This window comes from Kitasatospora sp. NPDC001095 (assembly GCF_053598615.1).
In genome coordinates this window covers 24,778-49,473 of record NZ_JBSFKQ010000025.1, presented here as the reverse complement: position 1 = coordinate 49,473, position 24,696 = coordinate 24,778, and the positions used below count along the sequence as shown (strand labels likewise).

22 protein-coding genes are annotated in these 24,696 nt (G+C 73.5%); 7 read left to right on the top strand and 15 right to left on the bottom strand.

Annotation, left to right across the window (positions count from 1 at the left end; genetic code table 11):
• Positions 1 to 24: 24 nt before the first annotated feature.
• The 5 genes from hflX to miaA all read right to left on the bottom strand — a co-directional run bounded on the left by hflX (position 25) and on the right by miaA (position 6,889).
• Positions 25 to 1,527 carry a GTPase HflX gene (gene hflX, locus ACWDBB_RS21195; RefSeq protein WP_449791081.1) on the bottom strand — a complete coding sequence of 501 codons (1,503 nt, stop codon included), beginning with the start codon at positions 1,525 to 1,527 and terminating at the stop codon, positions 25 to 27.
• Between the two features lie 209 nt (positions 1,528 to 1,736).
• Complete coding sequence (locus tag ACWDBB_RS21190; protein WP_449791080.1) at positions 1,737 to 3,986, bottom strand: RelA/SpoT family protein; 2,250 nt, start codon at positions 3,984 to 3,986, stop codon at positions 1,737 to 1,739.
• A gap of 211 nt (positions 3,987 to 4,197) precedes the next feature.
• The gene (dapF, locus tag ACWDBB_RS21185; protein WP_449791079.1) at positions 4,198 to 5,103 is read right to left on the bottom strand and encodes a diaminopimelate epimerase; all 906 of its coding nucleotides are present in this window, start codon (positions 5,101 to 5,103) and stop codon (positions 4,198 to 4,200) included.
• A gap of 100 nt (positions 5,104 to 5,203) precedes the next feature.
• Positions 5,204 to 5,716, bottom strand: a complete 513-nt coding sequence (locus ACWDBB_RS21180; RefSeq protein ID WP_392883641.1) for a hypothetical protein — start codon at positions 5,714 to 5,716, stop codon at positions 5,204 to 5,206.
• A gap of 228 nt (positions 5,717 to 5,944) precedes the next feature.
• Positions 5,945 to 6,889, bottom strand: a complete 945-nt coding sequence (miaA, locus tag ACWDBB_RS21175; protein ID WP_449791078.1) for a tRNA (adenosine(37)-N6)-dimethylallyltransferase MiaA — start codon at positions 6,887 to 6,889, stop codon at positions 5,945 to 5,947.
• A 179-nt stretch (positions 6,890 to 7,068) separates the two neighbouring features.
• On the opposite strand from miaA, the gene ACWDBB_RS21170 reads away from it, so the two are divergent.
• On the top strand, positions 7,069 to 7,314 hold the full coding sequence (locus tag ACWDBB_RS21170; protein WP_449791077.1) for an antitoxin: 246 nt from the start codon (positions 7,069 to 7,071) through the stop codon (positions 7,312 to 7,314).
• A gap of 68 nt (positions 7,315 to 7,382) precedes the next feature.
• On the opposite strand, the gene ACWDBB_RS21165 is transcribed toward ACWDBB_RS21170, so the two are convergent.
• Both ACWDBB_RS21165 and miaB read right to left on the bottom strand, forming a co-directional pair.
• Positions 7,383 to 8,081, bottom strand: coding sequence for a class III extradiol dioxygenase subunit B-like domain-containing protein (locus tag ACWDBB_RS21165; RefSeq protein ID WP_449791076.1), 699 nt, complete (start codon positions 8,079 to 8,081; stop codon positions 7,383 to 7,385).
• An 80-nt stretch (positions 8,082 to 8,161) separates the two neighbouring features.
• Positions 8,162 to 9,700 carry a tRNA (N6-isopentenyl adenosine(37)-C2)-methylthiotransferase MiaB gene (gene miaB, locus ACWDBB_RS21160; RefSeq protein ID WP_449791075.1) on the bottom strand — a complete coding sequence of 513 codons (1,539 nt, stop codon included), beginning with the start codon at positions 9,698 to 9,700 and terminating at the stop codon, positions 8,162 to 8,164.
• A gap of 95 nt (positions 9,701 to 9,795) precedes the next feature.
• On the opposite strand from miaB, the gene ACWDBB_RS21155 reads away from it, so the two are divergent.
• Positions 9,796 to 10,815: a TAXI family TRAP transporter solute-binding subunit gene (locus ACWDBB_RS21155; protein ID WP_449791074.1), complete on the top strand. Its 1,020-nt coding sequence runs from the start codon at positions 9,796 to 9,798 to the stop codon at positions 10,813 to 10,815.
• 41 nt (positions 10,816 to 10,856) lie between these two features.
• On the opposite strand, the gene ACWDBB_RS21150 is transcribed toward ACWDBB_RS21155, so the two are convergent.
• Positions 10,857 to 12,278 (bottom strand): sensor histidine kinase, encoded by a 1,422-nt coding sequence (locus tag ACWDBB_RS21150; protein ID WP_449791073.1) that lies wholly within the window; start codon positions 12,276 to 12,278, stop codon positions 10,857 to 10,859.
• Between the two features lie 6 nt (positions 12,279 to 12,284).
• A complete protein-coding gene (locus ACWDBB_RS21145; protein WP_449791072.1) occupies positions 12,285 to 13,043 on the bottom strand; it encodes a response regulator transcription factor in 759 nt (252 codons plus the stop codon).
• A gap of 392 nt (positions 13,044 to 13,435) precedes the next feature.
• On the opposite strand from ACWDBB_RS21145, the gene ACWDBB_RS21140 reads away from it, so the two are divergent.
• From ACWDBB_RS21140 to ACWDBB_RS21120, 5 genes are all read left to right on the top strand, one after another.
• On the top strand, positions 13,436 to 14,209 hold the full coding sequence (locus ACWDBB_RS21140; protein WP_402411541.1) for an amino acid ABC transporter ATP-binding protein: 774 nt from the start codon (positions 13,436 to 13,438) through the stop codon (positions 14,207 to 14,209).
• Between the two features lie 113 nt (positions 14,210 to 14,322).
• Positions 14,323 to 15,228 (top strand): glutamate ABC transporter substrate-binding protein, encoded by a 906-nt coding sequence (locus tag ACWDBB_RS21135; RefSeq protein ID WP_449791071.1) that lies wholly within the window; start codon positions 14,323 to 14,325, stop codon positions 15,226 to 15,228.
• Between the two features lie 53 nt (positions 15,229 to 15,281).
• Positions 15,282 to 15,932 carry an amino acid ABC transporter permease gene (locus ACWDBB_RS21130; RefSeq protein ID WP_449791070.1) on the top strand — a complete coding sequence of 217 codons (651 nt, stop codon included), beginning with the start codon at positions 15,282 to 15,284 and terminating at the stop codon, positions 15,930 to 15,932.
• 64 nt (positions 15,933 to 15,996) lie between these two features.
• Positions 15,997 to 16,845 (top strand): amino acid ABC transporter permease, encoded by an 849-nt coding sequence (locus ACWDBB_RS21125; protein WP_449791069.1) that lies wholly within the window; start codon positions 15,997 to 15,999, stop codon positions 16,843 to 16,845.
• A 122-nt stretch (positions 16,846 to 16,967) separates the two neighbouring features.
• A complete protein-coding gene (locus tag ACWDBB_RS21120) occupies positions 16,968 to 18,695 on the top strand; it encodes an FAD-dependent monooxygenase (protein ID WP_449791068.1) in 1,728 nt (575 codons plus the stop codon).
• Positions 18,696 to 18,722: 27 nt separating this feature from the next.
• Here ACWDBB_RS21120 and rny read toward each other — a convergent pair whose 3' ends face one another.
• From rny to ACWDBB_RS21090, 6 genes are all read right to left on the bottom strand, one after another.
• On the bottom strand, positions 18,723 to 20,192 hold the full coding sequence (gene rny / locus ACWDBB_RS21115; RefSeq protein ID WP_449791067.1) for a ribonuclease Y: 1,470 nt from the start codon (positions 20,190 to 20,192) through the stop codon (positions 18,723 to 18,725).
• Positions 20,193 to 20,325: 133 nt separating this feature from the next.
• Positions 20,326 to 21,327 carry a recombination regulator RecX gene (gene recX / locus ACWDBB_RS21110; RefSeq protein ID WP_449791066.1) on the bottom strand — a complete coding sequence of 334 codons (1,002 nt, stop codon included), beginning with the start codon at positions 21,325 to 21,327 and terminating at the stop codon, positions 20,326 to 20,328.
• Positions 21,328 to 21,331: 4 nt separating this feature from the next.
• The gene (gene recA / locus ACWDBB_RS21105; RefSeq protein ID WP_449791065.1) at positions 21,332 to 22,444 is read right to left on the bottom strand and encodes a recombinase RecA; all 1,113 of its coding nucleotides are present in this window, start codon (positions 22,442 to 22,444) and stop codon (positions 21,332 to 21,334) included.
• 195 nt (positions 22,445 to 22,639) lie between these two features.
• Positions 22,640 to 23,785: an AI-2E family transporter gene (locus tag ACWDBB_RS21100; protein ID WP_449791064.1), complete on the bottom strand. Its 1,146-nt coding sequence runs from the start codon at positions 23,783 to 23,785 to the stop codon at positions 22,640 to 22,642.
• 115 nt (positions 23,786 to 23,900) lie between these two features.
• Positions 23,901 to 24,095 (bottom strand): DUF3046 domain-containing protein, encoded by a 195-nt coding sequence (locus tag ACWDBB_RS21095; protein ID WP_449791063.1) that lies wholly within the window; start codon positions 24,093 to 24,095, stop codon positions 23,901 to 23,903.
• Positions 24,092 to 24,682: a GNAT family N-acetyltransferase gene (locus ACWDBB_RS21090; protein WP_449791062.1), complete on the bottom strand. Its 591-nt coding sequence runs from the start codon at positions 24,680 to 24,682 to the stop codon at positions 24,092 to 24,094. The genes ACWDBB_RS21095 and ACWDBB_RS21090 overlap by 4 nt, the downstream gene beginning before the upstream one ends.
• Positions 24,683 to 24,696 lie beyond the last annotated feature (14 nt).

Below are 24,696 nucleotides of genomic sequence, written 5' to 3'. Positions count from 1 at the left end.
CGGGGCCCCGCGTACGCTCCGGCGTCAGCCCTGCAGGGCCACCGCGAAGTACTCCAGCTCGGCGGCCAGCTCGGCCGGCACCTTGGCGTGCAGCAGGGTGCCCTCGCCGGTGTGCTCGGTGGAGAGCAGCTCCCCCTCGGCGTGCACCCGGGAGACCAGCGCGCCCTGGGTGTAGGGCACCAGGGCCCGCACCTCGACCGCCGGACGCGGCAGCTCGTCGTCGATCAGCTGCAGCAGCTCATCGATGCCCGCGCCGCTGCGGGCCGACACCACGATGGCGTGCGGCTCGCGGCGCAGCAGCCGCTGGAGCACGTGCGGATCGGCGGCGTCCGCCTTGTTGATCACCACGATCTCCGGCACGTTCTGCGCGTCGACCGAGACGATGACCTCGCGGACGGCGGCCAGCTGCGTCTCCGGCTCGGGGTGCGAGCCGTCCACCACGTGCAGGACGAGGTCCGCGTCGGCGACCTCCTCCATGGTCGAGCGGAAGGCCTCGACCAGGTGGTGCGGCAGGTGCCGGACGAAGCCGACGGTGTCGGCCAGGGTGTAGAGCCGCCCGCTCGGGGTCTCGGCCCGGCGCACGGTCGGGTCCAGGGTGGCGAACAGCGCGTTCTCCACCAGCACGCCCGCGCCGGTGAGCCGGTTGAGCAGGGAGGACTTGCCGGCGTTGGTGTACCCGGCGATGGCCACGGACGGCACCTGGTGGCGCTTGCGCTCCTGGCGCTTGGTGTCGCGGCCCTTCTTCATGTCGGCGATCTCCTTGCGGAGCTTCGCCATCTTCTCGCGGATCCGGCGCCGGTCGGTCTCGATCTTGGTCTCACCGGGACCACGGGTGGCCATACCGCCGCCCGAGGTGCCGGAGCCACCGCCACCCATCTGCCGGGACAGCGACTGACCCCAGCCTCGCAGCCGCGGCAGCATGTACTGCATCTGCGCGAGCGAGACCTGCGCCTTGCCCTCCCGGGACTTGGCGTGCTGGGCGAAGATGTCCAGGATCAGGGCCGTCCGGTCGACGACCTTGACCTTGACCACGTCCTCCAGGTGGATCAGCTGCCCGGGGGTGAGCTCACCGTCGCAGACCACGGTGTCGGCGCCGCTGGCGGCGACGATGTCCCGCAGCTCCTTCGCCTTGCCGGAGCCGATGTAGGTGGCCGCGTCGGGCTTGTCACGGCGCTGGATGACGCCGTCCAGCACCTGGGAGCCGGCCGTCTCGGCGAGCGCGGCGAGCTCGGCCATCGAGTTCTCCGCCTCCTCCAGGGTGCCGTCCGTCCAGACGCCGACGAGCACCACGCGCTCCAGGCGGAGCTGGCGGTACTCGACCTCGGTGACGTCTTCGAGTTCGGTGGAGAGGCCGACGACCCGGCGCAGGGCCGCTCGCTCGCTGCGGTCGTACTGGTCGCCGTCGTAGTGGTGGCCGAGGTCCTCGTCGATGGCCGCGAGGTCCTCGTCCATGAGGGCTTCCGCCCGCAGACCGTCGAGGCGGCGCGGAGCGTCGGCGTGGTCGCGGGTGTCGAACGTGGAGGTCATTCTGTCCTTTGGCTCGCTGGTACGGGTGGCCTTCGGGGACCGCGGTGGCGGTCCCGTACGGAGTCTGCCCAGCTGCCGCCCCGGCTACCGTCCGGGCGGGGTGAGCTACCCCTCAGGTCCGCGGACGCGAACCCGGGCTCCTGTGCCCGGAGAACGCCGTGGACCGGCCGTGAATTCCCCATGATGGTCGCACGCCCGACGCGGGCCGGTCATCCCCATTTCCCCCGCGCCACCGGGCCGGGGGCGCGCCCCGGAGGCCTCTCCCCCGGTTCCCGGGCGCCCTCCGGGGCGTGCGGACGGCTCACGTCGTACACCCCGGACACCTTGAGCATCGCCCGCATCAGCCCCGGCAGCGCGGCCGGCTCGGGCAGTTCGACGGTGTAGGTGTGCCGGACCCTGGACTCCTGCGGCGGCTCGACCTCGGCCGAGACGATGCCGACGCCCGCGCCGGAGATCGCCGCGGTGAGGTCGGCGAGCAGCCGGGGCCGGTTCAGCGCCTCGGCCCGCAGGGTCGCCCGGTGTCCGGCCGCCGGCGCGCCCTCCGGGCACCAGCGGACCTCCAGCTCGGCCCGCCCGTCCGCGCGCATCCGCTCCCCCGCCGGACAGCCGGTGCGGTGCACCGCGACCGCCGCTCCGCCGCGGATCGGGTAGCCGGCCACCTCGTCCGGCGGCACCGGGGTGCAGCAGCGGGCCAGCCGGACCGAAGCCCCGGGCCGGCCGGCCACCGCGACCGGGGCGCCCGGCCGCCGGGTGGCGGGGCGCCCGGGCGGGGCGGGCTGGCCGCCGGCCGGGCCGGTGCGGACCACCGGCTGCCGGGCCGGGTGGCCGGCCAGCCAGCGCTCGATGGCCAGCCGGGCGGCCGGGGTGCGGGCGTGCGCCAGCCACTCGGGGGCGGGGCCGGAGGGCTGCCCGCCGCCGGCCGGGAGGGTCTCGGTGAGCACCGCGATCTGGTCGCCGTCCTCCAGCACGGTGGAGAGCGCGGTGAGCCGCCCGTTGACCCGCGCGCCGATGCACCGGTGACCGGTCTCCTCGCCGAGCAGGTAGGCCGCGTCCACGCAGGTGGCGCCCGCCCTCAGCTGAAGCGTTTCGCCGCCCTCCGTCACCACGGTGATCTCGCGGTCGCCGGCCAGGTCGGCGGTGAGCGTGGACCAGAAGGCGTCCGGGTCGGGCGTCTCCTGCTGCCACTCCAGCAGCCGGCTGAGCCAGCCCGGGCGGGCCGGGTCGGTGCGGTCCAGCTCGTCGGCGTCCTGCACGGCGCCGGCCGGGGACGGGTCCCCGAGCGCGACCACCCCGGTCTCGGCCACCTCGTGCATCCGCCGGGTGCGGACCAGCACCTCGACCACCGCGCCGCCGCTGAGCGCCACGGCGGTGTGCAGCGACTGGTAGAGGTTGAACTTGGGCGCGGCCACGAAGTCCTTGAACTCCCCGGGCAGCGGCGTCCAGCAGGTGTGCAGCTCGCCGAGCACCGCGTAGCAGTCGGCGTTCTCCTCGACCACCACCAGCAGCCGCCCGAAGTCGGCCGGACGCGGCCCCTGCGGCCGGCCGTCCGGGCCGGGCACGGCGGCCCGCCGGAGCAGCACCCGGTGCAGCGAGACGCAGTGCCGGGGCCGTACGGTCACCTCGGCGGACACCCCGGCCTCGGCCAGCTGGCGGGCCAGCCGGCGGGCGAAGGGCTCCAGCAGGGTGTCCGGCTCGGACTCGTGACCGGCCATCAGGGCGCGGGTGCGGGCGTGCTCCTCGGGGTGCAGGGTGGCGAAGACGATGTCCTCCAGCTCCGCCTTGAGCACCTGGATGCCGAGCCGCTCGGCCAGCGGGATCAGCACGTCCCGGGTGACCTTGGCGATCCGCACCTGGCTGGCCGGCTTCATGTGCCGGATGGTGCGCATGTTGTGCAGCCGGTCGGCCAGCTTGATCACCATCACCCGGACGTCGTCCCCGGTGGCGACCAGCATCTTGCGGAAGGTCTCGGCCTCGGCGGCGGCGCCGAAGTCGACCTTCTCCAGCTTCGTCACCCCGTCGACCAGGTAGGCGACTTCGGGCCCGAACCCGGCGCCGACCTGGTCCAGCGTCAACTCGGTGTCCTCGACCGTGTCGTGGAGCAGCGAGGCGACCAAGGTCGTCGTCCCGGCGCCGAGTTGGGCCAGGATCATGGTGACGGCCAGCGGGTGGGTGATGTACGGCTCGCCGCTCTTGCGCTTCTGGCCGCGGTGGCTGGCCTCGGCGAGCCGGTACGCCCGGGCGAGCAGGCCGAGGTCGGCCTGCGGATGGTGCCGACGGTGCACCCGGACGAGCGGCTCCAGGGCGTCCGGCACGGGCGGCCGGCCGGTGGCGAGCAGTGCCGCCCGCCCGGCCCGGCCGAGGGCGGCCAGGCCGAGCTCTCCGAGGGGCCTCCTGGCCCCGGCCGGCCGTACGGTCGTCGGCTGCCCCGTCAGGGGCTGCCCGGCTGCTTCGATGGTCATCGGCACCTCCGGCAACGGTCGCCGGGCGCCGCCCCGCGCGAGGGGGGTGATCTTGACACCCCTCCCCATGGGGTGATCGACCCGGTGGTCCATGCTACCGAGCAGAGCACGTTCCGCGACGCCCTGATTCCCGTCCGCGACCGGTATCACCCGATCGGGGGGATTCGTCACCGCACGAATTGGGCAAACCGGGCCTCGGGCCCGGCAGACCTCAGCGCACCGACTCCCACCAGCGCCCGTCCAGGCGCCCCTCGGCCACGATCACCGCCGGCCCGGCCATCTCCACCCGGCCGTCCGGGTGCTCGGTGATGACCAGTCGGCCGCCCAGCACGTCCACGGTGTACGAGACCGCCTCGCCGGTGACGGCCGGGTCGGCGCCGTCCCGGCGGATGGCGGCCACCGCCACCGCGCAGGCGCCGGTGCCGCAGGAGCGGGTCTCGCCCGAGCCGCGCTCGTGCACCCGCATCGCGACGTGCCGCGGCCCGCGGTCCACCACGAACTCGACGTTGACGCCCTCCGGGTAGGCGTCGGCGGGGCTGGTGAGCGGCGCGTCGAACAGGTCGCCGGCGTGGTCCAGGCTCTCCACGAAGGCCACCGCGTGGGGGTTGCCCATGTTGACGTTCACGGCCGGCCAGCGCCGCTCGCCGACCGCGACCTCGATGCCGTCGGGGCCGGGCAGCCGGGCCCGGCCCATGTCGATGGTGACGTCGCCGGGCGTGCCGTCCTCGGCGACCCCGGCGACCTTCGCGGTGAGCACCCCGGAGCGGGTGGCGACGGCCAGCTCGCCCGGCTCGGCCAGGCCGGCCTCGACCAGGAAGCGGGCGAAGACCCGCAGGCCGTTGCCGCACATCTCGGCGGTGCTGCCGTCCGAATTGCGGTAGTCCATGAACCACTCGGCCCGGTCGGCCATCCCCGCGGCCGCCGGGTCGGCGGCGGCGCGCACCACGCGCAGCAGCCCGTCCCCGCCGACGCCGGCCCGCCGGTCGCACAGCGCGGCGACGGTCTCGGGACCGATCTCCAGCGCGCCGTCCGGGTCCGGGACGATGACGAAGTCGTTCTGGGTGCCGTGCCCCTTGAAGAAGGGGATGCCGACCTGCTGGGGAGAGGATGCGCTCACCCCTCCGATGGTACTGAGCGGCGAACCACCCGCTCGCCCCCGGGCGCTCCCGGACCGGCGCCACCCCGGGCGCACCCGGACCGGCGCCGCCGGTGGGCGCTCAGCGCAGGTACGCGACCCGCCAGACCGCGAGCGCGCAGGCGGCCACCGCGATCAGGGTGTAGACCACGATGGCCTTCCAGCCGGCCCGCTGCCCGGAGCCCCGGCGCGGCAGCCCCGGCCACTTGTAGCCGGCGTGCCGGGCGGCCATCGCGCCCCAGCCCATCGAGGCGGCGGTGAGCAGCAGCCCGAGCATCCCGACCATGGTGGCGCGCGCCCCGGCCGAGCCGAAGGCGAGCGGGAAGGCGAACATCAGCGAGCCGAGGGTGCCCAGCAGGGCGATCGGCAGGGTCTGCCACCAGCGCAGCCGGCGCAGCGGGCGGATCTCCCGCTCGTGCACCGCGCCGCCGGGCGGGGTGCGGGTGTCCAGGGCGGGCACCGCGGCCGCGTAGGAGGTCGGCGCCTCCAGGCCGGTCAGCACGGGGAGGTCGCCCATCGTCGACTCGTCGAACTCCTCGGCCGGTGCGGTGACGCTTCCGCTCTGGCCGGAATCGGGGCCGGTACCCGTCGACACACGGCCTCCCCTGACAGTTCGACACGAGCGGACTCGCGGCCGGGCACGGTCGGCCCGTTCGGACGACCCCTACGGCATCGATGATGGCATGTCCAGAGGGGCGTTCCCGGCCTGACCGGGGTCGACGGGTGATCCGTGGCCATCACGTGATCGGGCCGTGACCGCCGGTTCGTCCTGCACGGTCCCCTGCGCGCGCAGGTGCACCGCCGGATTGGCCGGAAACCCTTCCTACGCGGCCGGAACTCCCTGACGGCCGATCAGTTCGAGGGACCGTTCCAGCAGCTCGACGGGGTCGGTGCCGGCCGGTCGGGAGAGCCAGTTGATCCGGTCGTCGCGGCGGAACCAGGACTCCTGACGGCGGGCGAAGCGCTTGGTGGCCCGGACGGTCTCGGCCCGGGCCTCGTCCTCGGTGCACTCGCCGGCGAAGTGGTCCAGCACCTGCTGGTAGCCGAGCGCCCGGGAGGCGGTCCGCCCCTCCCGCAGCCCGGCCTTCTCCAGCTCCCGCACCTCGTCCAGCAGCCCGGCCTCCCACATCCGGTCGACCCGCAGGGCGATCCGCTCGTCCAGCTCGGGGCGCGGCACGGCGACGCCGATCTGCACCGCCTGGTAGACGGCGGTGTTGCTCGGCAGGTTGGCGGTGAACGGCTGCCCGGTGATCTCGATGACCTCCAGGGCCCGGACGATCCGCCGGCCGTTGCCGGTGAGGATCGCCTCGGCGGCCGCCGGGTCCAGCTCGGCGAGCCGCCGGTGCAGCTCGTACGGGCCGGACTGCTCCAGCTCGGCCTCCAGCCGGGCCCGCACCGCCGGGTCGGTGCCCGGGAACTCCATCTCGTCGATCGCCGCCCGGACGTACAGCCCGGAGCCGCCGACCAGGACGGGCGTGCGGCCGGCGGCGAGCAGCCGGTCGATCTCGGCCCGGGCCAGCCGCTGGTACTCGGCGACGCTGGCGGCCTCGGTGACGTCCCAGATGTCCAGCAGGTGGTGCGGCACTCCCCCGCGCTCGGCCGTGGTGAGCTTGGCGGTGCCGATGTCCATGCCCCGGTACAGCTGCATCGAGTCGGTGTTGATCACCTCGCCGTCGAGACTGCGGGCGATGGCGACGGCCAGGTCGGACTTGCCGGCGGCGGTCGCGCCGACAACCGAGACGACATGCGGGGTGCTGGAGCTGCTCACCGCTCCAGTCTCCCAAAACCGCCGGGTGACCGGAGACCGGGCTGCCACCCGCCTGCGGCTGCGCGACGATATGACTGTTTCCCGGACCTTTTCCGGCCGTTTCCCCGGTTGAGCCGGTTTTGCGAACGCTTTGCCGAGCCCGGACGTTGTCCGGGAAACAGCGGACGAAGGAGATCGCCATGGGCCTGATGGACAACCTCAAGGGCAAGGCCGAGGAGCTCAAGGACAAGGCCAGCGAGTTCGCGGGCAAGCACAGCGACCAGATCGAGAAGGCCGTGGACAAGGCCGGCGGCGCGATCGACAAGGCGACCAAGGGCAAGTACAGCGACAAGATCGAGCACGGCGCGGACAAGGCCAAGGGCGCGGTCGGCGACTTCGCCCACAAGCCGAAGCCGGGCGGCGCGGAGCAGCCCCCGCAGTCCTGACCGGCCGTCCTGACCGGCAGTCCCGACCCGGCCGTTCCCACCTCGCGGCCTGCCCCCGTCCGGGTCGGCTAGGACCAGGACGCCACGAAGTACCCGACCCCGTACGGCGCGTCCTGGTAGCCCAGCCGCCCGGTGAGGCCGGCGCCCTCCGCGGCGCCGGCCAGCACCTGCCAGGGCGCCCGGCCGTCGGCCTTGAGTTCGGCGGCCAGGCCGGGGTCCAGGGCGGCCAGGGCGGGCAGGTCGGCCGTGCCCAGGGCGGCGGCCAGGACGGTGTCGAAGTCCTCGGCCCGCTCGTCCAGGTAGCCGGGCGCCTTCACCGAACGGCAGGCGCTGCCGTCGCCGAGCACCAGCAGGGCGACCCGGTCCGCGAGGCCGGCCAGGCCCTGGCCGAGGCCGAGCATCCGGTCCGCGGGGGCGTCCGCGGGCACCGCGCAGGCGTGCGTCGGCAGGCTCACCCCGGCGCGCTCCAGCAGCCAGGCGCCGACGGTCAGCGAGGGCGCCAGCTCCGGCCCCTCGACCCGCTCGCCGGGCAGCTTGGCGACCAGCGGCACGCCGTAGCGGTGGAAGGAACCGGCCCCGCCCTCGGTCCACACCTCGGCCGCCGGCCCGGTGCCGACCACCACGACCAGCTGCGGGGCGGCCTCGACCAGCGCGGCCAGCGCCTCGTCGCAGGCCGCGCGCAGGCCGTCCAGCTCGGGCGCGGCCCCGGCGGCGACCTCGGGGACGAGCAGCGGCGGACAGGGGCACACGGCGGCGGCTACCAGCATGCGGATCACTCTAGCCGGGAAGCCGAACGGCCCGGCCGGAGCTGGGGAGCTCCGGCCGGGCCGCCGTACGGACCGTGGCGTCAGTCGCCGCAGCAGGCCCCGCCCGCCGGCGCGGCGAGCGGCAGCTCGGCCGGGGCGCCGACCTTCGGCAGGCCCAGCATCACGCCGGCCGGCTTGGCGGCGGCCGCGGTCTGGCGCTTCTCCCAGGCGTCGCCGGCCCGGGTGCGGCGCACCGCGAGTGCCGGGCCCTCGGCGAGCAGGTGGTGCGGGGCGGCGTAGGTGATCTCGACGGTCACCATGTCGCCGGGGCGCAGCGGCTCCTCCGGGTTCGTGCTGTGCTCGTCGTTCGACCCTCGAAGACTCGGGTTGAAGTGCACCAGCCGGTTGTCGGGCGCGCGCCCGGAGAGCCGCCGGGTCTGGTCGTCCTTCTTGCCCTCGCCCTCGGCGACCAGGATCTCCAGGGTGCGTCCGACCTGCTTCTTGTTCTCCTCCCAGGAGATCTCCTCCTGGAGGGCGATCAGCCGGTCGTAGCGGGCCTGCACGACCTCCTTCGGCACCTGGTCCTCCATCTCCGCGGCGGGGGTGCCGGGGCGCTTGGAGTACTGGAAGGTGAAGGCGTTGGTGAAGCGGGCCTCGCGGACGACGTGCATCGTCTCCTCGAAGTCCTCCTCGGTCTCGCCGGGGAAGCCCACGATGATGTCGGTGGAGATCGCCGCGTCCGGCATCGCCTCGCGGACCTTGCGGATGATCCCGAGGAAGCGCTCCTGCCGGTAGGAGCGGCGCATCGCCTTGAGGACGCGGTCCGATCCCGACTGCAGCGGCATGTGCAGCTGGTGCATCACGTTCGGGGTCTCGGCCATCGCGGCGATCACGTCGTCGGTGAAGTCGCGCGGGTGCGGCGAGGTGAAGCGGATCCGCTCCAGGCCCTCGATCTGGCCGGCGGCGCGCAGCAGCTTGGAGAAGGCCTCGCGGTCGCCCAGGTCGGAGCCGTACGCGTTGACGTTCTGGCCGAGCAGGGTCACCTCGATGACGCCCTCGTCCACCAGCGCCTCGATCTCGGCGAGGACGTCGCCGGGGCGGCGGTCCTCCTCCTTGCCGCGCAGCGCGGGGACGATGCAGAAGGTGCAGGTGTTGTTGCAGCCGACCGAGATGGCGACCCAGGCGGCGTACGCGGACTCGCGGCGGGTCGGCAGCGTGGAGGGGAAGGTCTCCAGCGACTCCAGGATCTCGACCTGGGCCCTGCGCTCGACCGCGGCCCGCTCCAGCAGCGCCGGCAGGTGGCCGATGTTGTGGGTGCCGAAGACCACGTCGACCCAGGGGGCGCGCTTGACGATGGTCTCGCGGTCCTTCTGCGCCAGGCAGCCGCCGACGGCGATCTGCATGCCCTTATGGCGGGTCTTGACCGGCGCGAGCTGGCCGAGGTTGCCGTACAGCTTGTTGTCGGCGTTCTCGCGCACCGCGCAGGTGTTGAACACCACCAGGTCCGGGTCGCCCTCGGGCCCGGCCTTGACGTAGCCCGCGTCCTCCAGCAGGCCGGACAGCCGCTCGGAGTCGTGGACGTTCATCTGACAGCCGTGCGTGACGACCTTGTAGCTCTTCAATCCGCTCTCACCGCTCACCAGACCAGGGTACGGGCAGCGGCGAAGCGCTTTTCCCGGAGCTTCCACCCCCCGTTCCACTCCCGTTCGGCCGGAGCGCCTGGCAGTATCCCTGCATGGCCCACACCACCCCGTCCCGTCTCGGCGCCGCCGTCCGCGCCGCGGCCCGCAGCCCGTTGTGGCGGACGGTGCTGGTGCTGGTACTGCTGGTGGCCGGGTTCGGCGGCTGGTGGCTGTCGGCGGGCCGCTCGCCCGGGTACCCGCGCGGCGAGGTCCGCTTCGCCACCGGGGTGCAGCGCGGCGTCTACGACCGGTACGGACAACTGCTCCAGGCGCACGTCTCCCGGGCGATGCCGGGCGTACGGCTGGCGCTGGACAACTCCGAGGGCTCGGTGGACAACCTCACCCGGGTGATCGACGGCCGGGACACCTTCGCGATAGCCACCGCCGACGCGGTCGCCGACTACCAGCGCCCCGGCAAGGAGAAGCTGCGGGCGATCGCCCGGCTGTACGACGACTACCTGCAGCTGATCGTCCCGGCCTCCTCGCCGGTGCGCCGCACCGCCGACCTCAAGGGCCTGCGGGTCGGCGTCGGCCTGCCGCAGTCCGGGGTGAACCTGGTGACCAAGCGGCTGCTGGCCACCGCGGGACTGGATCCGGACCACGACATCGTCCCGGTGCCGAAGGGGATCGGCGAGGCCGCCGACGACCTGCGCGCGGGCAGGCTGGACGCCTTCTTCTGGTCCGGCGGCCTGCCCACCAGCGCGCTCACCGACCTCTCCGACCACTTCCCGATCCGGCTCGTGCCGCTGAGCGACCTCTCCGAGGCCCTGCACAACGCCGAGGGCGGCGGCACCGACGCCTACCGGGCGGCCACCATGCCCAAGGGCACCTACCCGAACGCCGAGCCCAAGGACGCCGTCGCCACGGTGGCCGTGCCCAACCTGCTGATCACCCGGGACGACGCGGACCCGGGCCTGGTCGAGGGCGTGACCCGCGCGGTGATCGACAGCCGGGACCAGATCGGCGCCCAGGTGCACGCCGCCCAGCTGGTCGACCTGCGCACCGCCGTCTACACCGACCCGCTGCCGCTGCACACCGGCGCGGCGCGCTACTACCGCTCGGTGAAGCCGTAGGGCCGCCCACACGGCTCCGGCCCGCACCTCCCCGGCCGCGGCTACTCCGGCCGCGGCACCGCCAGCGTCACCGCCAGCCCGGTCGGCGTGACCGGCGCGAAGCCGAGCGAGCCGCCGCCGGCCGCCAGCAGGGTGCGGGCGATGGACAGCCCGAGCCCCGACCCGTCCACGTTCTGGTGCCGCGGGCTGCGCCAGAACCGGTCCCCGGCCCGGGACAGCTCGTCCTCGGTGAGGCCGGGCCCGGCGTCGGTGACGGTCACCGCGACCTCGTCCCGGCGCACCGCGACCCGCAGCCGCACCTCGCTGCCGGCCGGGCTGAACTTGAGCGCGTTGTCCAGCACGGCGTCCAGGGCCGAGCCGAAGCCGATCGGGTCGGCCATTCCGATCGCCCGGGCCGGGCCCTCCCAGCGCAGCCCGATCCCGCACTGCTCCGCCGTCGGCCGCCAGGCGTCCACCCGGGCCAGGGTGAGCTCGGCGAGGTCGGTGCGCTCCGGTTCGGGGCGGGCGTGCTCGGCGGTGGCCAGTCCGAGCAGGTCGTCCAGCACCCGGGCCAGCCGGGCGCCCTCCTCCCGTACGCCGCTGAGCTCCTCCTCGTGGCCCTCGGGCAGTTCCAGGCCGAGAAGCTCGACCCGCAGCAGCAGCGCCGACAGCGGGTTGCGCAGCTGGTGCGAGGCGTCCGCGACGAAGGCCTTCTGCTGGTCCATGGCGAGCACCACGTGGTCCGCCATCTCGTTGAACGAGCGGGCCAGCCGCTGGAGTTCGGGCGGTCCGCCGCCGGGGGCGACCCGGGCGGCCATCCGGCCGGTGGCGATGTCGTGGGTGGCCCGGTCCAGGGTGCGCACCGGGCGCAGCACCCACTCGGTGAGCCGGACGGCGAGCAGCACGGCGACGATCATCGCGGCGGCCTCGCCGCCGCCGATCACCAGCCACTGGTGCAGCACCCGGGTGCGCAGCGCCTCGGTCGGGGACTCGCTCAGCACCACCGCGACCACGTCGCCGTCGCGCACCACCGGGGCGGCGACGGTGACCGTCCGGTCCGGCGTCCAGGGCCAGACCTGCGGCGGGTTGTGGCTGCGCCGCCCGTCCAGCGCCTCCTGGAAGGCCTGGGCGCCCCAGCCGCCGGCGGGCACCCGCCAGTCCTTCGGGGCGGCGGCGATCGGCTGGCCGTCGCGCTGGAAGATGCCCAGGCGCACGCCGTACAGGTCGTGGTAGCGGCGGACCTCGGCCTCGATGGCGCGCTTGCGGCTGAGGTCGCCCGGGGCGGGTTCCGGGTCGCCCTTGCGGGCGGAGTCGGCGGCGCCGGAGGTGGGCAGGTCCTGGGCGAGGCGGGCGGCGTCGTCGAGCCGGTCGACGACCACCTTGGTCTGCTCGGCCGCCGCGACCGCCGCCGCGAGCGGCAGCCCCAGGGCGGCCAGGACGCAGAGCATCAGGGCGATCAGGATGCCGAGCAGGCGGGTGCGCACGTGCGGTCAGTGCTCCGCGGGTGCGGGCGGGGCGGGTTCGGGCGCGGGGGCCGTCGGACGGTCGGGGATCAGCCGGTAGCCGACTCCGCGCACGGCCTCGACCAGGCCTGGCAGCGCCAGCTTGTTGCGCAGCGAGCCGATGTGCACCTCCAGGGTGCGCCCGTTGCCCTCCCAGCCGCTGCGCCAGACCTCGCTGAAGATCTGCTCGCGCCGGTAGACCACGCCCGGGCTCTGGGCGAGCAGCGCGAGCAGGTCGAACTCCTTGCGGGTGAGCGGCACGTCGCGGCCGTCCACGCTGACCCGCCGGCGCTCCCGGTCGATCCGGATGCCCCGGGACTCCAGCGGGCCGCGCTGCTGGGGCACGGTGTCGGTCGTGGGTGCAGGTACCGCGGCGGGGGCGGCGCCGCGGCGGGCCACGGCGTGGATGCGGGCGAGCAGTTCGCCCATGTCGTACGGCTTGGTGACGTAGTCGTCGGCGCCCAGGTTGAGGCCGTGGATCCGGGAGCGGACGTCGGCGCGGGCGGTGACCATGATCACCGGAACGCCGCTGCCCGCCCTGATCCGGCTGCACACCTCGAAGCCGTCGCGGTCGGGCAGCCCTAGGTCGAGCAGCACCACTCGGTACGGCTCGTTGCCGTCCGGCACCAGGGCGTCCAGCGCCTCGTGCCCGCTGCGGGCGTGCCGGACCTGGAAGCCGTGCCGGCCCAGCACCGCGACCAGCGCGGCGGCCACGCGTTCGTCGTCCTCGACGAGCAGCAGTCGCATCCTGTTCTCCTCCTTCCCCCACGTGATCACCCGTGATCACCGGGCCGATCGTTCAGGTCCCGGTCCTGCGCAGTATGGGCCAGTGAACGGCCCGACGCCAGGCTCGACCGCGCACCGGGCACGTGCGGAACGGGGAGCACCGGAACGGATTCCCGCTGTGACATGCCCCGTCGGCATCCGCACGAACAGCAGGTGGGCGCCGTGTGGCCGTTTCGTGATCCTCAAGTTCCGCTCAGATCGGCTGACGGCGCGCGGCCGCGGCTCCTAAGGTCGGCCCACCGGGGGCTGCGGCTCCGCCGGCCGCGGCCCCCGGATTTCGTACCACCATTGCCTCCCAAGGGAGTTGAGACTTCTCGGGCAGGCGTGATTCGACGACAGAGGGAGCAGGCGCGATGACCGAGAGCCCGGTCGAGGACTCCACCCCCGCAGCCGCCCCACTGGTCGTGCTGAGCAACGTCAACAAGCACTACGGCGCGCTGCACGTGCTGCAGGACATCGACCTGCGGATCGGCCAGGGCGAGGTGGTCGTGCTGATCGGCCCGTCCGGCTCGGGCAAGTCGACGCTCTGCCGGACGATCAACCGGCTGGAGACGATCGACTCCGGCACGATCACCATCGACGGCCGCCCGCTGCCGGACGAGGGCAGGGAACTGGCCCGGCTGCGCGCCGAGGTCGGCATGGTGTTCCAGAGCTTCAACCTGTTCGCGCACAAGACCGTGCTGGAGAACGTGGTCATCGGCCAGGTGAAGGTGCGCAAGGTGCCCCGCCCGCAGGCCGAGAAGACCGCCCGGGAGCTGCTGCAGCGGGTCGGCGTCGGCGCGCAGGCGGACAAGTACCCGGCCCAGCTCTCCGGCGGCCAGCAGCAGCGCGTGGCGATCGCCCGGGCACTGGCGATGAAGCCCAAGGTGATGCTCTTCGACGAGCCCACCTCGGCGCTGGACCCGGAGATGGTCAACGAGGTGCTGGAGGTCATGCGCCAGCTGGCCGCGGACGGCATGACGATGGTCGTGGTCACCCACGAGATGGGCTTCGCCCGCTCCGCCGCCAACCGCGTGCTGTTCATGGCCGACGGCAGGATCGTCGAGCAGAACACCCCGGACGCCTTCTTCACCGCGCCGCGCTCCGACCGCGCCAAGGACTTCCTCTCGAAGATCCTCCACCACTGACGCTCCGAGACCAGCGGGGCGCCTCCGGCATCGGCGCCGGAGGCCCTGCCCCGTGCCCGCCTTCCAGACGCCAGAGCCCGGTTGACACCGCGGCCCACCCCCAGGAGAACCTCATGAGGACTTCCCGCACCCTCGCCGTCGCGCTCTGTGCCGTCGCGCTCACCGCCACCGCCGCCTGCGGCAAGGACGGCAAGCCCGGCGCCACCGCCGCGAGCAGCGGCGCCGCCGCCCCGGCGCTGCCGAGCTACACCGTCAAGACCGACGTCAAGGTCGACTCCGCGGTCCTCGCCGAGGCCAAGAAGCGCGGCCAGCTGATCATCGGCGCCAAGGCCGACCAGCCGAACCTGGGCTGGGAGGACGTGGCCAGCGGCGACCGCAGCGGCTTCGACATCGAGATCGCCAAGATGATCGCCGCCGACCTCGGCTTCACCCCGCAGCAGATCAAGTGGCAGACCCTGGTCTCCTCGCAGCGCGAGCCGGCCATCGCCAAGGGCCAGATCGACTTCTACGTCGGCACCTACAGCATCAACGACGAGCGCAAGAAGAGCGTCTCCTTCGCCGGCCCGTACTACATCGCCGGCCAGGACCTGCTGGTGAAGGCCGACAACACCTCGATCACCGGCCCGGAGAGCACCGGCGGCAAGAACGTCTGCACCGCCACCGGCTCGACCTCGATCAAGAACATCCAGCAGTACAACCCGAAGGTCACCCAGTTCGACACCTACTCGGCCTGCGTCGAGAAGCTGATGTCCGGCGAGGTCGACGCGGTCACGACCGACGACGCGATCCTCAAGGGCTACGCCTCCAAGTACGCCCCCAAGCTCAAGGTGGTCGGCAAGCCGTTCACCAAGGAGAACTACGGCGTCGGCCTCAACAAGGACGACAAGGCCCTGCGCGACGCGATCAGCGACGCCCTCAAGGCCCACGAGGACAACGGCGACTGGAAGAAGGCCTACGACGCCACCCTGGGCGCCTCCGGCTCCCCGGCGCCCGAGGTCCCCGCCCTCGAGCGCTACTGATCCGCCCGCCGTACGTCGGTTTCCCGACCATGAGTTGAGAGGAGGGCCGCCGGATGGGGTTCCTGTTCGAGGACGACAACTTCGCGTTGTTCCGCGACGGCTTCCTACAGACGATCGAGGTGAGCGCGCTCAGCGCGCTGCTCGCCCTGCTGCTGGGCACCCTGCTGGCGGCCTTCCGGGTCTCCCCGGTGCCGGTCCTGCGCGCCTTCGGCACCACCTGGGTGACGCTCTTCCGCAACACCCCGCTGACCCTGCTGTTCTTCGCCGTCACCTTCGGGCTGCCGCCGCTGGGCGTGCACTTCAGCCACCTGGCGTTCGCGGTGCTGGCGCTCGGCGCGTACACCGCCTCGTTCGTCTGCGAGGTGATCCGCTCCGGCATCAACACCGTGCCGCTCGGCCAGGCGGAGGCCGCCCGCAGCCTCGGCATGGGCTTCGGCCAGACCCTCACCCTGGTCGTCCTGCCGCAGGCCGCCCGGACCGTCCTGGGCCCGATGAGCAGCGTGTTCATCGCCCTTCCGAGGAACTCGGCGATCGCCGGCGCGTTCAGCGTCCCCGAGCTGTACAGCGCCCAGCAGACCTTCTCCGAGCGCGGCTACTCGATCTTCGCCATCTTCTTCTGGGTGGCCTGCGCCTACCTGCTGATCAGCGCGACGGTCGCCACGTTCTTCCGCTTCCTGGAATCCCGACTGGCGGTGGCCCGATGAGCGAGCGAACGATCGAACGGCGCGCACGGGCGAACGCCCCTGCCGAGCGCAGCGAGGTGGGCGCATGAGCATGTTCCAGCGCCAGGCTTCCGCCAGCGTCCTCTACGACACCCCCGGCCCGAAGGCCCGCACCCGCAACCGCGCGCTCGGCGTCCTCTCGGTGCTCGCCATCGCGGGACTCCTCTGGTACGTCTTCAGCGCGCTGAACGACAACGGCCAGTTCGACCCCGGTCTCTGGGACGCCTTCCAGTACACCTACGTCCAGCAGCAGATCGTGGACGGCCTGCTGTCCACCCTGGAGGCCTTCGGGCTGGCCGCGGCGTTCTCGCTCACCCTGGGCGCCCTGCTGGCGGCCGGTCAGCTCTCCGACCACCGGCCGGTCCGCTGGGTCTGCACGGCCTTCACCCAGTTCTTCCGGGCGATGCCGCTGCTGATCCTGATCGTCGGGCTCTACTACGCCTTCTTCGCCCAGCAGCCGATGTGGGCGCTGGTGCTCGGCCTCACCCTCTACAACGGGGCGGTCCAGGCCGAGATCATCCGCAGCGGCGTCAACGCCGTCCCGCGCGGCCAGGGCGAGGCGGCGTACGGGCTCGGCATGCGCAAGACGCAGGTGATGACGTCGATCCTGGTGCCGCAGGCCGTCCGCTCGATGCTGCCCTCGATGATCGGCCAGCTGGTCGTCACCCTCAAGGACACCTCGCTCGGCTTCATCATCACCTACCACGAGCTGCTGTTCGTCGGGAAGGCCCTCGCCAGCCAGCCGATCAACGCCGCGGGCTTCCCCTACATCCCCGTGGTGCTCGTGATCGGCCCGATCTACATCGCGATGTGCCTGCTGTTGACCGCGCTCGCACGCTGGATCGAAGCACGCGGCCGTCGCGGCGCGAACCGGCGCACTTCGGCTTCTGCTTGACGGACACGCAGGTGAACTGTTGCATTGCTCTTCGTGACACCTCCCGGGAGCATCCACACGGCATATGCGGCAGCGGTAACTGACGCCGGCCGATCGGCCGGTTCGTGCCCGGAGGTTCCCTCATGGACCCGGTGATCGTGGTCGGGGCCGGACCGGTCGGTCTGGCCCTGGCCCTCGCCCTGGCCCGACACGAGGTGCCCGCCATCGTCCTGGACGAGGGCTCCGGGCTCTGCCCCGAAGGCCCCCGCAGCCTCGTACTCGGCGCCGACACCGCCGCTTTCCTGACCCGGATCGGCTACTCGCGGGCCGTCTCGGACTCCGCGCTGTGGGACTCCTTCGCCGTCTGGCGCCGCCGCCAGGAGATGCTGCGGATCGACCTCACCGACTCGCCCACCTTCCACCTGCCCCAGCACCGCCTCCAGCGCGGGCTGCGCGACGCCCTGACCGGCACCCCGCTGATCCGGCTGGTCCCGCTCAACCGGGTCGTCGAACTCGAACAGGACCGGGACGGCGTCAGCATCCGCACCACGGGCACCCAGGACGGCTCCACGACCTGGTGGCGCGGCAGCCACCTGGTCGGCTGCGACGGCGCGAGATCCAGCGTCCGCAAGCTCCTGAAGATCCGTTTCCCCGGCCGCCCGGCGGTCGACCGCAACGCCATCGCCACCGTCCGGGTCGACCTGCCCTTCGACGGCGCCCGGCTGCACCGCGAGCCCCCGTGGCGCGGCGACCGCGAGGCCTCCGCCCGCCCGCTGCCGGACGGTGTCTGGCGGCTCGACTGGCGGCTGCCCCCCGGCCGCCCCGCCGCCACCGAGACGGTGGACCCGCACGCCACCTGGCCCGGCATCGTCACCGGCGACACCCTGCTCAACCGGGTCACCTCCACCCTCACCGGCTGGTGCGGCGAACTGCCCCGCTTCGAGCTGCTGGCCGCCGCCGACCACACCGCCCAACAGCGGCTCGCCGCCCGCTTCCGGGTCGGCCGCTGCTTCCTGGCCGGCGACGCCGCCCACCTGCACGGCGCCCTCGGCATGCAGAACCTCGTGGACGGGCTGCGCGACGCCGACAACCTCGCCTGGCGGCTCGCCCTCGCCTGGCACCTCCACTCCGGCGGCCCGCAGCCCGGCGGCGCCCTGCTGGACGGCTACGAGGCCGAGCGGCGCGGGGCGGTCGGCGCCCGACTGCGCGCGGTCGACCAGTCCATGCCGCTGCTGCGCCCGCTGCGCGGCTGGCAGCAGACCCGGCGCTCACTGCTGGTCGGCGGCTTCCGCAAGCACGCCCCGCTGCTCGCCGACGGCCAGCTCGGCACCGGCCGGTTCGGCGGCGCGCCCGCCTACCCGGCGGCGCCCTCCGGCGTCCCCGGCCGGGTCCCGGCGCAGCGCGGCACACGCGGCACCACCTCGCTCAGCGAGCTGCTGCCCGCCACCGCCCCCGGCGTGCTCGTCCCGGACCTGCCGGTGCTCGCCGACGACGGCACCCCCGACCACCTGCACGCCCGGCTCGGCACCGCCTTCCTGCTGCTGCTGGTCGCCCCCGGTACCGCCGTCTGGTCCTCCGAGCACTGGCTCGGCGCCGGCCTGATGCCCCGCCTCGCCGAAGTCGCCGCCGCGCTGCCCGTCCCCGCCGAGGTGCTGGTCACCGAGGACTACCCGGGCGCCGGCCCGCACACCGTCCTGCTGATCCGCCCGGACGGCCACCTGGTCGGCGTCACCCAGGGCGCGGTCGCCGAGGACCTCCTCGCCCTCGCCGACCGCGCCCGCGGCGGCCCGGCCACCCTCACTCCGGCCCCCGACCCGTCCGACCGGCCCGCGGCCCGGCAGGTGGACTCCCCGAGCCAGGGCGTCTCCTAGAGCCAGGGCGTCTCCTAGGAAGGCCGCCTAGCCCGCCACCGCCGTGGCCCGGCTCTCGCGGACCACCGTCACCCGGATCCGGCCCGGGTAGGTCAGCTCGGTGGAGACCTGGCGGGCGACCTCGCGGGCGATCAGTTCCGCGCCGAGGTCGTCCACCGCGTCCGGACGGACCATCACCCGCACCTCCCGACCGGCCTGCATCGCGTACACCTCGGCGACGCCCTCGTGCGAGCGCGCGATCTCCTCCAGCCGCGCCAGCCGCCGGACGTACAGCTCCAGCGACTCCTTGCGCGCGCCCGGCCGGCCGCCCGAGCAGCCGTCCGCGGCCTGGGTCAGCACGGCCGTCACGGTGCGCGGGTCGACCTCGTTGTGGTGGGCGGCGATCGCGTGCACGACCTCGGGGGACTCGTCGTACCGCCGGGCGAGCTCCGCGCCGATCGCGGCGTGGCTGCCCTCGGACTCGTGGGTGAGCGCCTTGCCGATGTCGTGCAGCAGCGCCGCGCGCCGCACCGGCTCCGGGTCCACCCCGAGTTCGGCGGCCATCATCCCGGCCAGGTGCGCGGACTCCAGCAGGTGCCCGAGCACGTTCTGCCCGTACGACGCCCGGTAGCGCAACGAGCCCAGGGTGCGGACGAGTTCGGGGTGCATCCCGCCGATCCTGGCCTCCAGCAGGGCGTCCTCGCCGGCCCGGACGCAGCGCTGTCCGACCTCCTCGCGGCTGCGCTCGTGCAGGTGCTCGATCCTGCTCGGGTGGATCCGGCCGTCCTCGACCAGCTGCTCCAGGGTGAGCCGGGCGGTCTCCCGGCGGACCGGGTCGAAGCAGGACAGCTGCACCGACGCGGGGGTGTCGTCGACGATCAGGTTCACGCCGGTGACCGCCTCGAAGGCACGGATGTTGCGGCCCTCGCGGCCGATGATCCGGCCCTTGATGTCCTCGTTCGGCAGCCGCAGGACGGTGACGACGCTCTCCGCGGTCTGCTCCGTCGCCAGCCGCTGGACCGCCCCGGCGACGATGTCCCGGGCTCGGCGCTCGCCCTCCTCCCTGGCCTCGCGCTCGATCTCCCGGACGGTGACGGCGGCCTCCCGCCGGGCCGACTCCGTGGCCTCCCGCAGGAGTTCGGCGCGGGCCTGCTCGGCGGAGAGCCCTGCGGCCCGTTCCAGCGCCCTCACCCGGCGGGTGACCAGCGCCTCGGCCTCGCCCCGGGAGCGCTCCAACTCGGCCGAACGCGCCGCCAGTTCGTCCTCCCGGCGGCGCAGCCTGCGCAGTTCCTCGGCCAGGTCCCCCTCGCGGCGGGCGAGTTCGGCCCGCTGCCCGGCGGTCTGCTCCTCGGCCCACCGACGGGCCCGCTCGGCCTCGGCCGGCGCACCGCTCCGGGCCGCCCGGAGCCGTCTGACCGCCAGCCCGGCGGCCACCGCGAGCGCCAGCAGGAGCAGCGCGGCCGATCCGGCGATCGACACCAGCGAGCCACTCGGGCCGGTGCCCGCCGAGATCCCCATTGCCGCCCACTCCCCCGTCGCCGCACGGGGTGCCGTCCACAGGCCCCCCTGGCGCTGAAGGCGAGGCTAGGTGGGGGTCACGAAACGGTCAAGAGTTGACCTGGTTCACTCCAAGACGCCTACAGAACTGCCACTACTCCCGACCCGACGGTTCACACTGCTCCTGCTCCAGCGCGCCGCGCACCACCCGGAACGCCAGCCCCTCGGAGTAGCCGCGGCGGGCCAGCATCCCCACCAGCCGCCGGGTGCGCACCTGCGGGTCCAGCCCCCGGGTGGACCGCAGCTTGCGCTCGACCAGCGCCCTGGCCGCGTCCGTCTCGTCGTCGTGGTCGAGCTGGGCGACGGCCCGCTCGACCAGGTCGGCGGCGACGCCCTTGGTGCGCAGCTCCTGGGCCAGTGCCCGCCGGGACAGGCCCCGGACGGCGTGCCGGGACTCCACCCAGGCCGCGGCGAAGGCCGCGTCGTCGATCAGCCCGACCTCTTCGAGCCTGGTGAGCACCTCGTCGGCGACCTCCTCCGGGATCTCCCGCTTGCGCAGGGCGTCGGCGAGCTGCTTGCGGGTCTTGGCGGCGCCGGTCAGCAGCCGCAGGCAGATGTCCCGGGCGCGGCTCTCCGGATCGGCCGACTCCTCGGCCTGCTTCCGGGAGGCGCGGCCGGCGTCCTCCTCTCCGGCGCGCCCGGTGGCGCCACGGCCCCGGCGCCCGCCACGACGGGCGGCCGAGGCGGCCGCACCCTCGCGATCGGCCGCCTCGGCCCCGCCGCGGCCGCTCGCCACGGCCGTCGGTGTCGAAGCGGCCCCCCCGACCGCTTCGGATTCCTCGGCCGCGAGGGCCGAGCGCCGCCGGCGACGGCCGGTGGGCAGCTCGGAGGCGGAGACCAGGCCGAGCGCCTCGACCGAAGGCTCCGCCGGCTCCGGCCCGGACGCGGCGCCGCGCACCGCCCGGGTCGGAGCCCGGTCGAGCTCGGGCTCGGGGCCGGAGGCCCACTGCGCGATGGACCGCCGGCCGCGCCGGGGGCGCGCTCCCCGGGGCGCCTCGGCCACCGGCTCGGGCTCCTCCGCGACCGCGGCGAACCAGTCCGGCGGCCCGTAGTCGTCGTCCTCCGGGCCGCCGCCCGCCCTGTCGTGCTGCGTCAACGGCTCAGGCCTTGGCCGCCGCCGTCTTCTTCGCCGCGGCCGTCTTGGTGGCGGTCGCGGTGATCGGCTTGGCGGCACCGTCGGCGGCGGCCTCGGCCCCGGCCTCGGCCGGCTCCTCCACCTTCGGGCCGATGCCGAGCTTGCCCTTGATCTTCCGCTCGATCTCGTCGGCGAGCTGCGGGTTGTCCCGCAGGAAGTTGCGGGCGTTCTCCTTGCCCTGGCCGAGCTGGTCGCCCTCGTAGGTGTACCAGGCACCAGACTTGCGGATGAAGCCGTGCTCCACGCCCATGTCGATCAGGCCGCCCTCGCGGCTGATGCCCACGCCGTAGAGGATGTCGAACTCGGCCTGCTTGAACGGCGCGGCGACCTTGTTCTTGACCACCTTGACGCGGGTGCGGTTGCCGACCGCCTCGGTGCCGTCCTTCAGGGTCTCGATCCGGCGGATGTCGAGGCGGACCGAGGCGTAGAACTTCAGCGCGCGGCCACCGGTCGTGGTCTCCGGCGAACCGAACATCACGCCGATCTTCTCGCGCAGCTGGTTGATGAAGATCGCGGTGGTGTTCGACTGGTTCAGCGCACCGGCGATCTTGCGCAGCGCCTGGCTCATCAGTCGGGCCTGCAGACCGACGTGCGAGTCGCCCATCTCGCCCTCGATCTCCGCGCGCGGGACGAGCGCCGCGACCGAGTCGATGATCACCAGGTCGATCGCGCCGGAGCGGATCAGCATGTCGGTGATCTCCAGCGCCTGCTCACCGGTGTCCGGCTGGCTGACCAGCAGGGCGTCGGTGTCCACGCCGAGCTTCTTGGCGTACTCGGGGTCGAGCGCGTGCTCCGCGTCGACGAACGCGACCGTGCCGCCGGCCTTCTGGGCGTTGGCGGCCAGGTGCAGGGTCAGAGTGGTCTTGCCGGAGGACTCGGGGCCGTAGATCTCGATCACTCGGCCGCGCGGGATGCCGCCGACCCCGAGGGCGACGTCCAGGGCGGTGGACCCGGTGGAGATCACCTCGACCGGCTCGTTGGCCTTCTCGCCGAGGCGCATCACCGAGCCCTTGCCGAACTGCCGCTCGATCTGGGCGAGAGCGGTCTCCAGGGCCTTCTCGCGGTCCGTACCTGCCATGGCTTTTTCCCTCGGGTTCTGTGCTGTGCGCTTCATCGTCCTCGACGCTAGCGCGTCCCACTGACAAACGAGCCCGATCGGACCCGGCCTGTGGAAAACTCCACGCCGGAGAGTACAAAGAACATCTGTTCGATTCAAGCGTCGCACGTCCGGCCCACGCCGCCCCCGGGACACCCCGGGGACGGCGCCTCCGAATCACTCCCCGCGCCTCGCCCCGTCGCCGGCGACCATCCGGCGCAGCCGCCGGGCCGCCTCCCGGCGCAGCTCCCGCCGGACCCTGCGCTGCTCGCCCCGGTCGATCCGCGGGTCGGTGGCCACCTCGTACCGTCGGACGTACGTCCCCACGAAGCCCTGGAGCGTCGCCGCCGCCGGGATCGCGATCACCGCGCCCACCGCGCCGAGCAGTGCCGCCCCCGCGATCACCGAGCCGAAGGCCAGCGCCGGGTGCACGTCCACCGTCCGCGCGGTGATCCGCGGCTGCAGCAGGTAGTTCTCGATCTGCTGGTAGACCACCACGAAGCCGAGCACCCAGAGCGCGTCCACCGGATCCACCGTCAGCGCCACCAGCACCGGCAGCGCCCCGGCCAGATAGGTCCCGATGGTCGGCACGAACTGCGACATGACGCCCACCCAGACCGCCAGCGCCGCCGCGTACGGCAGGCCGATCAGTTCGAACATCACCCAGTGCCCGGCGGAGGACACCACCGCGAGCAGTGCCCGGGAGTACAGGTAGCCGCCGGTCTTGGCGAGCGCGATCTCCCAGGCGCGCAGCACCTCGCCCTGCTTCGCGGGCGGCAGCATCGAACAGACCGTCCGGCGCACCCGCGGCCCCTCGGCGGTGAAGTAGAAGGTGAACAGCCCGACCGTGAAGGCCTGGAAGAGCCCGCCGATCAGGGTGGAGGAGACACCCCAGACGTTGTCGGCGGCCTGCTGGACGTAGCTCTCGATGGCCCCGGAGTCCTTGAGCAATCGATTCTGCAGCTCACCCAGCGAGAGCTCCTGGTGGAAGGTCCGGTTGATCCACCCGATCAGACTGTCGACCAGGTGCGGCAGGTCACCGGCGATCTTCGCCACCTGGTCGACCAGCAGCGTGCCGAGCGCGGCGAGGAACCCCACCACCGCCACCCCGACCGCCACGAACACCAGGAAGGTCCCGACGCCCCGGCGCACCCCCCGCGCCGCCATCCGGTCCACGGCCGGCTCCAGCGCCAACGACAGGAAGAACGACACCAGCAGCATCACGAACAGGTCGATCAGCTGCCGGAACGCCCAGTCGGCGAGCTGGAACAGCCCCACCAGCACCAGGAACAGCACCATCGCCCGCGGCAGCCAACGCGGCATCCCGCCCCACGGTCCCCCGCCCGCCGGGGCACCGTCGGTGTCCCGGTCCGAATTCTTCTGTTCCGCGCTATTTGTCACCCGGACAGTCTGTCCCATGCCGCCCGGAGGCCGGCACTCAGCGCAGCGACCCGGAGACGCCCTGGGTGTCGCAGACCACCCGCCAGACGTCCTTGGCCTCCCAGCCCGCCTCCAGCGCCTGCCGCACCGTCCGCCCGCCCAGTTCGCTCATCACGTGGTCGGTCGCGAACGACTCCGCGTACGCCTCCCCGAAGTGCGCGTACATCCGTCGCCAGAACTCCGTCAGCCTCATGCCCCAAGTATCCCGGACCGGGCCCGCCACTCCTCGGCCGTCACCGCGTACTCGACCTCACCGTGCTCGCTCCCCGGGATCATCTCCGGATAGTCCTCGTGGAACGTGCGGACGAACGACAGCCCGCTCTTCTCCATCACCCGCCGGGAGCCCGCGTTCACCGCCATCGTGTACGCCACCACCCGCTCCACCCCCAGCTCCGCGAACCCGCGCCGGACCAGTGCCCGCGCGCCCTCCGTCGCGTACCCGCGCCCCCACGCGGCCCGCCGCAACCGGTAGCCGAGCTCGACCTCGCCCCGCTCCCCCTCGCGCGTCGGCCGGAACTCGAACCACCCCAGGAACGCCCCGCCGCACCGCTCCTCGGCCGCCCACCACCCGAGATCGCCGTACCGCCGGTAGTGCTCCAGGAACAGCGGCAGCACCTCCTCCTCGAGCCACTCCCGCGCGCTCGGCTTCCCCCCGGTCAGGAAGCGCATGACCTCCGGATCGCCGTCCAGCTCCACCAGCCGGTCCAGGTCCGCCGGTGTGAAGCGCCGCAACAGCAACCGCTCCGTCGCCAGGAACACGGCCCCACCCGAATCATCCATGCCCCGATCCTCAC

What these genes read in the sequence shown, in the direction of transcription:
- ACWDBB_RS21165 (WP_449791076.1), bottom strand. Translation starts at nt 8,081, where the DNA reads ATGCTGGTAGCCGCCGCCGTGTGCCCCTGTCCGCCGCTGCTCGTCCCC.
- ACWDBB_RS21170 (WP_449791077.1), top strand. Translation starts at nt 7,069, where the DNA reads ATGGGCCTGATGGACAACCTCAAGGGCAAGGCCGAGGAGCTCAAGGAC.
- ACWDBB_RS21145 (WP_449791072.1), bottom strand. Translation starts at nt 13,043, where the DNA reads ATGCGACTGCTGCTCGTCGAGGACGACGAACGCGTGGCCGCCGCGCTG.
- ACWDBB_RS21100 (WP_449791064.1), bottom strand. Translation starts at nt 23,785, where the DNA reads ATGCCGCGTTGGCTGCCGCGGGCGATGGTGCTGTTCCTGGTGCTGGTG.
- hflX (WP_449791081.1), bottom strand. Translation starts at nt 1,527, where the DNA reads ATGACCTCCACGTTCGACACCCGCGACCACGCCGACGCTCCGCGCCGC.
- rny (WP_449791067.1), bottom strand. Translation starts at nt 20,192, where the DNA reads ATGGGGATCTCGGCGGGCACCGGCCCGAGTGGCTCGCTGGTGTCGATC.
- ACWDBB_RS21125 (WP_449791069.1), top strand. Translation starts at nt 15,997, where the DNA reads ATGAGCATGTTCCAGCGCCAGGCTTCCGCCAGCGTCCTCTACGACACC.
- ACWDBB_RS21135 (WP_449791071.1), top strand. Translation starts at nt 14,323, where the DNA reads ATGAGGACTTCCCGCACCCTCGCCGTCGCGCTCTGTGCCGTCGCGCTC.
- ACWDBB_RS21140 (WP_402411541.1), top strand. Translation starts at nt 13,436, where the DNA reads ATGACCGAGAGCCCGGTCGAGGACTCCACCCCCGCAGCCGCCCCACTG.
- ACWDBB_RS21130 (WP_449791070.1), top strand. Translation starts at nt 15,282, where the DNA reads ATGGGGTTCCTGTTCGAGGACGACAACTTCGCGTTGTTCCGCGACGGC.
- ACWDBB_RS21155 (WP_449791074.1), top strand. Translation starts at nt 9,796, where the DNA reads ATGGCCCACACCACCCCGTCCCGTCTCGGCGCCGCCGTCCGCGCCGCG.
- recA (WP_449791065.1), bottom strand. Translation starts at nt 22,444, where the DNA reads ATGGCAGGTACGGACCGCGAGAAGGCCCTGGAGACCGCTCTCGCCCAG.
- ACWDBB_RS21190 (WP_449791080.1), bottom strand. Translation starts at nt 3,986, where the DNA reads ATGACCATCGAAGCAGCCGGGCAGCCCCTGACGGGGCAGCCGACGACC.
- ACWDBB_RS21120 (WP_449791068.1), top strand. Translation starts at nt 16,968, where the DNA reads ATGGACCCGGTGATCGTGGTCGGGGCCGGACCGGTCGGTCTGGCCCTG.
- ACWDBB_RS21095 (WP_449791063.1), bottom strand. Translation starts at nt 24,095, where the DNA reads ATGAGGCTGACGGAGTTCTGGCGACGGATGTACGCGCACTTCGGGGAG.
- ACWDBB_RS21090 (WP_449791062.1), bottom strand. Translation starts at nt 24,682, where the DNA reads ATGGATGATTCGGGTGGGGCCGTGTTCCTGGCGACGGAGCGGTTGCTG.